Raw genomic sequence first — 6,977 nt, 5'->3', positions numbered from 1 at the left:
GATCGAACGCGAGCGTGGCATCACGATCAAGGCGCGGCGCGGGGCCGGCGCCTTCCCAGCGATCGGGCACCGCCCACAGGTTGCTGCCCTCGATCGCGACGACACGCAGCACCGTGACGCGCGGCAGCCCGCCATGCTTGTGAAAGGCGCGCCCGGGGGCCAGATCGACGAGCCCCTCGTCGGTCATGTCCTTGAGCAGCGCCTTCAGAGCGATCTTCTCGTTGCCGTGAAGTGCAAAATGCTTCGCGATCTCGCGCTTGCCGACCGCATCCTTGCTCTCTTCGATAAAGCGAAGGATCTGGTCGGCACTGGGCAGGCCGGCGGGCTTCTGCCGTTTCGCCAATTAATAGGTCCTGCCGATGAGCACGCGTTCGACCGCGGGCTCGCCGGTAAAGAAACAGGCGCCGTCGGCGGGCGCGGCATCGAGCGGGGTGTTGCGCATCGTGAGCTTGAGCGCCTTCAGCTGCTCGACGATCCCGTCGAGCACCGCGCCGGTCGGGCGCGCCCATTGCACTTCGACCCAGCCGGTGAACTTGTCCTCACCCGCATAATGCGCGGCCAGATCGGTGACGTCGCGGCGAATATTGGCGTGCAGACGTTCCTTCGCCTCGGCATGGAGATTGTCCTGAATCTCCCCAAGCGTCGCGACCGCCGCCGCAACGAAATCGCCGCGCGGCACGAAAGCGCTGTCGAGCTTGCCGTCGTCCTTGTACAGCCGGTCGCGGCGGATCACCGCGACATTGCCGCCAGCCACGTCGCGCGGACCGATTTCGACGATGATCGGCGCGCCCTTCTTGACCCACCCCCAGCGCTTGGTCTGCGCCTTGTTGGCATTGGTGTCGAGCAGCACGCGCACAGGCTCGCGGAACGCGTCGAGCGCCTTCAGTTCCTTCTCGAGCGACGCGCAATAGTCGAGGATCGCAGCATCCTCTTCATTGTCGCGCAGCATCGGAATGATGACGATCTGGTACGGCGCAATGCGCGGCGGGCAGCGGAGACCATCATCGTCGCCATGCGTCATGATGACGGCGCCGATGGTGCGCGTCGAGAAACCCCAGCTGACCGTGTGGCACAGGCTGTGGCCGCCCTCCTTGTCCTGGAAGCGGATGTTCGCCGCCTCGGCGAAACCGGTGCCGAGATAATGCGAGGTGCCGGCCTGCAGCGCCTTGCCGTCCTGCATCATCGCCTCGATCGAATAGGTCGCGGCGGCGCCCGGGAAGCGTTCGTTTTCGGGCTTTTCGCCTGCGATCACCGGCAGCGCGAGCGCCTCTTCGGCGACGCTGCGATACAGTTCGAGCGCGCGCATCGTCTCGGCAAGCGCATCTTCCTTGCTGTCGTGCGCGCTATGGCCTTCCTGCCACAGGAATTCGGCGGTGCGCAGGAACATGCGCGTGCGCATTTCCCAGCGAACGACATTGGCCCACTGATTGACGCGCAGCGGCAGGTCGCGCCATGACTGCACCCAGCGGCTCATCGCCGCGCCGATCACCGTTTCCGACGTCGGACGGACGATCAGCGGCTCCTCGAGCTTTGCCTCGGGATCGGGGACCAGCTTGCCCTTGCCGTCCTGGATCAGGCGGTGGTGCGTGACGACCGCCATTTCCTTGGCGAAACCATCGACATGGTCGGCTTCCTTCTCAAAGAAGCTCAAGGGGATAAAGAGCGGGAAATAGCAGTTCTGGACGCCCATGTCCTTGATGCCGGCGTCCATGATCGTCTGGATGCGTTCCCATATGCCATAGCCCCACGGCTTGATCACCATGCAGCCGCGAACGCCCGATTCCTCGGCGAGGTCGGCTTCGGCAATGACATCCTGATACCAGGCCGCGAAGTCGGCCTGCCGGGTTACGCTGAGCGCATGCTTGATCATGATTATCCGATTTCTGTCGTCTGGGGCAAAAGAGCCCCGATTATTTCTTGTTGGCGAGTTCAGCCTTGAGGTCAGCGATCTCGGCCCGGAGCGCGGCAATCTCGGCATCCTTTGCCTTGCCACCCCCGGCACCCGGAATGAAGGCCCCGGCCGCCTGCTGGAACATTTCCATGTTGCGCCGGGTCAGTTCGGCGAGCGGATTCGATCCGAGCGCGCCTTCGAACGCCGAGCGGACGTCCTGCTGGTTCTTGCGGAACGCCGCCATCGACGCTTCCAGATATTGCGGAACCATCGACTGCATCTTGTCGCCGTACATGCCGATCAGGTGACGGAGGAAATTGACCGGCAGCAAGGTCTCGCCGCGGGTTTCCTCGTCCATGATGATCTGCGTCAGGACATTGTGCGTGATATCGTCGCCGCTCTTGGCATCGACGACGCGGAATTCGCGGCCGTCGCGCACCATCGTGCCCAGATCCTCGAGCGTGATGTAGCAACTGCGTTCGGTGTCGTAGAGCCGCCGGTTGGCGTATTTCTTGATCGTGACGACGCCATCTTCCGCCGCCGCCTTGGTCTTCGCCATCTTGACCCGCGCTCCTTGTTTGCCGGCAAACCGGCATATGCACCGCCCCGGACTGTTGCTCACGGCATTAGCACCAAATAATGATGCATCGCAACATCGCGAAGTCGGAAGAGCCGGCACTATGTCGAGTCGCGATATTTCGAGAACCGCGCCGGGCACCCCGCTTTACCCGCCCGATTTCATGATGAGTAATGATCGAGGAGTCCGCGAAAATCGCTTCCTCGCAATATCGTTTCAAGGGAAACGTTTATTCCGACATTTTTCTTCGACAAAAGACCGCGAAAAAGCCGTTTATATCGCTGGAAGAAAAGCAAATTATTCGCTGCATTCCCCGGCAGCGAATCCCACTGTGGCCAAAATAGCACAACATGACGCTCGCATGAACAGGGTGTGACAAAATGCGCATCAAATGCTTGTGCAACGGGAAATTTGGGTATTTCCTCGTCTCAATCCGCTCAATTGCCTTTTTTGAGCGGGCAACCGGGGAGTTATCTATGAACAAGTCGCACCTGCTTTTAGGTGCTGCTGCCTTTGCAGTGGCGATTTCCGTCAGCCAGCCCGTTTTAGCGCAAGACACGGTCGACAGCGTCAGTTGCGTCGATGCCAATAACGACGGCGTCTGCGATTCAGATGCCAGCAGCGGCGACGCGATCGTCGTAACCGGGTCGCGCATCCGCAAGAGCGAGTTCAACAGCCCCGACCCGATCCAGGTCATCAGCCCCGATATCGGCCAGAAGCAAGGTCAGAATCAGCTGGTTGACCTGTTGCAGAGTTCGCCCATCGCGGCGGGCTCGATCCAGATCACCTCGTCGATCTCGAACGGCTTCGTCACCAACGGCGGCGCCGATGCCCAGACGATCTCGCTGCGCGGCCTTGGTGCCGAGCGCACGCTTGTCCTGCTGAACGGCCGCCGCGCCGGCCCCGCCGGCGTGCGCGGCGCAGTCGCGTCGTTCGATCTCAACGTCCTGCCGCTCTCGATCGTTCGCCAGGTCGAAATCCTGAAGACCGGCGCCTCGTCGATTTACGGTTCGGACGCCGTCGCCGGCGTCGTGAACATCCTGACCAAGGACAATGCCGACGGTTTCCAGATCAACGGCTTCACCTCGATCCCGCAGCATGGCGGCGGTGAAATCTATGACATGAACCTGACCTTCGGAAAGAGGTTCGACCGCGGCCATATCCTTGCGACCGTCGACTATTACCAGCAGCAGAATCTGCGGCGGATCGACCGCAAATTCCTGAACTGCCAGGAAGAATATCTGACCTTCGAAAACGGCGGGCGCGCCGATATCGTCGATTTCCGTACCGGCCGGCCCGCCTGCAACGGCCTGCCCGCCAATTCGATCTTCATCAATAATGATTTTACAGGTGCTGCGGTTGAAGACGATGGTCAGCTTCTCGGCTTCAGGGGCGGCATCTTCGCACCCAATGGCCAGCAGCTCTTCATTGGTCAATATGGCGCGAATCTGGGCCAGGTCGGCATTTCGCTGAACAATTACGGCGACCTCGGCGTTTCGGGGCCGGCCGACTTCTATGGCCTGAATTTTGACGGTCCATCGACGGGCGCGCTCAACCAGTATGAGCCGCTGGAACAGATGGCGGACGTCTTTTCGCAGGTGTCGCGCATCACCGGCTATCTCGATGCGTCGTACGAACTGACCGACAATATCGAAGTCTACACCGAATTGCTGTTCAACAACCGCAAGTCGCGCAACAAGGGCTTCCAGCAATTCACCGTCACCCAATATACGGGCGATGCGACGCGAACCGGGGATTATCCCTTCCCGCTGCCGGCTTTCTTCTGCGCTCCCGCGGCGCCGGGCGAAAATCCCTTGTCGGGCGAAAATTGCAGTCCCGACGACATCGGCGATCCGTTCAATACCGAATTTTCAGGCGCCTTCCTGCTGCGCCCCGTGATGATGACGAAATCCGATTTCAACACGGACGTCGATTATTATCGCGGCGTGCTGGGTTTCCGCGGGGACTTCGGTGGTTTCCTGCAAGGCTGGAACTGGGACATCTACGGCCAGTACAGCCGGTCGGATGCCGACTATACGCAGGATGTGATCCTTGCGGACTCGCTCGCTTCGCAAAGCTGGCGCACGCGCTCCTGCGCCGGGATGACCACGCCGGTTGGCGGGCTTCCCTGTATCGACATCGACTTCACCGATCCCCGCGTGCTGCGCGGCGATTTTACGCCGCAGGAACGCGCCTTCCTGTTTGGCCGCGAAACCGGCAATACCAAATTCATCCAGAAGTCGGTCGAAGCCACCGTCTCGGGCAATCTGATCACGCTCCCCGCGGGCGAGGTTGGCGTCGCTCTCGGCGCCCAGATCCGCCGCGATTCCATCAACGACACCCCGGGCGACATTACGCTCGCCGGTAACGCCGCGCTGCGCACATCGTCGGGCATCACGGCGGGCCATACCGTCAACCGGGAAGTGTTCGGCGAAATCCAGATTCCGCTGATCTACGACACGCCGCTGATTCAGCGCCTGACGCTGTCGGGCGCCGGCCGCTATACCGATGTCACCGCCACGCGTCGTGACGGGGTGAAGGACAGCTTCAGCGACGTCACCTGGAAGGCGGGTCTCGATTGGGAGGTCACCGACTGGCTGCGCTTCCGCGGAACGTGGGGCACGTCGTTCCGCGCCCCGGCGCTGTTCGAACTGTTCCTCGAGAACCAGACCGGCTTCCTCGCGCGTCAGGACATCGATATCTGTCGCAACATCGCCGACGAACTGGAAGAAGGAAATATCAACCAGCGCATCTACGACAATTGCGTTGCGGCCGGCGTTCCCACGGACTTTGCCGGCGACACCGGATCGGCGACGATCGTATCGGGTGGCGGCCTCGGCGTGCTGGATCCGGAAAAGTCGACCGCAAAAACGGTCAGCCTCATCCTCACGCCGGATTTGTCGGGCATCCTGTGGAGCGGACTTCGCGTAAATCTTGCCGTGGATTATTTCGACATCAAGATACGGGACGAAATCACGACCGTCGGCGCGACGAACATCATCAACCGCTGCTATAATTCGGAGTTCGGTCTTGACGATCCGCTCTGCGGACTGATCACCCGCGAAACTTCGGGCCCGGAAATCCATAATATCACCCAGGTTCTCGATACCTATGTGAATGTGAACAAGCAGCGCAACAAGGGTATCGACGTCACTCTGCGAATTGATCAGGATCTCGGCAATCTGGGATCGCTGACCTTCACGTCGCAGATGACCTGGCAGACGAAAGACACCATCGCGTTGTTCGACGGCTTCGTGGTCGATGACAATGGCGAAGCCGGCGATCCCAAGTGGATCGGCGATTTCAACCTGGCGTGGGAAAAGGGTCCGTGGACAATTTTCTACGGCATGGACGTCATCGGCGGCACGTCAAATGCGGCGGATCTTCTCGACACGCAAGGCGACCCCTGCCGCACGTCGATCTTCCGCCCCGGCGGTCGCTATTGCCAGGATACGCGCCTGTCGCCGACCTTCTACCACTCGGCATCGATCACGCACGAGATCGCCGACAAGTACGAGATCACGCTGGGCGTGGCGAATATCTTCGATACGCCTCCGCCGCGCGCTTCGACGGTCCAGGCGGGCATCTCCGCTATCGGGCAGGCGCCGGCTTTCGGCACGCAATACGACTATTTCGGCCGCCGCTTCTTCATGAACCTTCGCGGCAGCTTCTGAACGACAACGCCTCGAAAACGAAAGGGCGGCAGAGCAATCTGCCGCCCTTTTTCATTTGCCGGGAAGGTGTCGAGAATCGAAGGGCGGCCGGTCAGGCGGCCCACTCGCGCGCCCAGCGCCGGCCCAGTCCGGTGAGCAGCTCATATTGCGACAGACCGCAGCGCGCCGACGCTTTCGGCAGATCATAGTCGAGCGCCAGCCAGTCGCCTTCGTCCACCGCGCCAGCATCGCTCGCGTCGAACGCGACAAGATCCATCGACACGCGCCCGACGAGCGGCAACGCGCGGCCTTGCCATGTCGCGCCGCCGGTGCCGGCGTGGCAGCGCAGATAGCCGTCGGCATAGCCCATGTTGGCGACCGCGATCCGCCAGTCCCGCGGCGCGGTCCAGGTCGCACCATAGCCGACCGTTTCGCCCGCGCGTACCGGACGCACCTGCAGCACCCGCGCCTCTGGAAAGACGACCTGACCGATATGGCCGCTCGCCTCTTTGCGCGGGGTGCCGCCATAGAGCGCGATCCCGGGACGCGTGAGGTCAAAGCCGTAATCGGCGCCAAGGCAAATCCCCGCACTGTTCGCAAGGCTGTAGCGCCGCGCGGGAACCCGGTCGCGCACGGCGCGAAAGGCTGCGAGCTGCCGGACATTCTGCAGGCTGTCTTCGTCAGCTGACGCGAGATGGCTGAGCAACGTGTCGATCGCGACACCGTCGAGCGCACCGCTTATCGCCTCTTCGACCCGCAGGCCGAGGCGGTTCATCCCGGTATCGATCATGACGTCGCACGGCCGCCCCTCGCCCGCGTCGCGCCAGCGCGCGATCTGCGCGGCGCTGCCGAGCAC

At 61.9% G+C, this 6,977-nt stretch carries 4 protein-coding genes and 1 pseudogene; 1 reads left to right on the top strand and 4 read right to left on the bottom strand.

The features are described 5' to 3' along the window. From VN047_RS17545 to phaR, 3 genes and pseudogenes are all read right to left on the bottom strand, one after another. Window positions 1-343 (bottom strand): annotated as a pseudogene (locus VN047_RS17545) (ribonuclease R); the annotation flags it as partial. Beyond that, a complete protein-coding gene (locus VN047_RS17540) occupies window positions 344-1,870 on the bottom strand; it encodes an aminoacyl--tRNA ligase-related protein (RefSeq protein ID WP_325544927.1) in 1,527 nt (508 codons plus the stop codon). A 40-nt stretch (window positions 1,871-1,910) separates the two neighbouring features. Beyond that, window positions 1,911-2,450, bottom strand: a complete 540-nt coding sequence (gene phaR, locus VN047_RS17535) for a polyhydroxyalkanoate synthesis repressor PhaR (protein ID WP_325544925.1) — start codon at window positions 2,448-2,450, stop codon at window positions 1,911-1,913. Window positions 2,451-2,944: 494 nt separating this feature from the next. On the opposite strand from phaR, the gene VN047_RS17530 reads away from it, so the two are divergent. Continuing rightward, window positions 2,945-6,142, top strand: coding sequence for a TonB-dependent receptor domain-containing protein (locus VN047_RS17530; protein ID WP_325544923.1), 3,198 nt, complete (start codon window positions 2,945-2,947; stop codon window positions 6,140-6,142). A gap of 91 nt (window positions 6,143-6,233) precedes the next feature. On the opposite strand, the gene VN047_RS17525 is transcribed toward VN047_RS17530, so the two are convergent. Next, window positions 6,234-6,977, bottom strand: a 744-nt coding sequence (locus tag VN047_RS17525; protein WP_325544921.1) for an alanine racemase, incomplete at its 5' end; no start/stop codon positions are given.

The organism is Sphingopyxis sp. (assembly GCF_035565275.1).
GTDB lineage: Bacteria > Pseudomonadota > Alphaproteobacteria > Sphingomonadales > Sphingomonadaceae > Sphingopyxis.
Note: the sequence above shows the minus strand (reverse complement) of the source record. Positions and strands in the feature narration are given on the sequence as shown.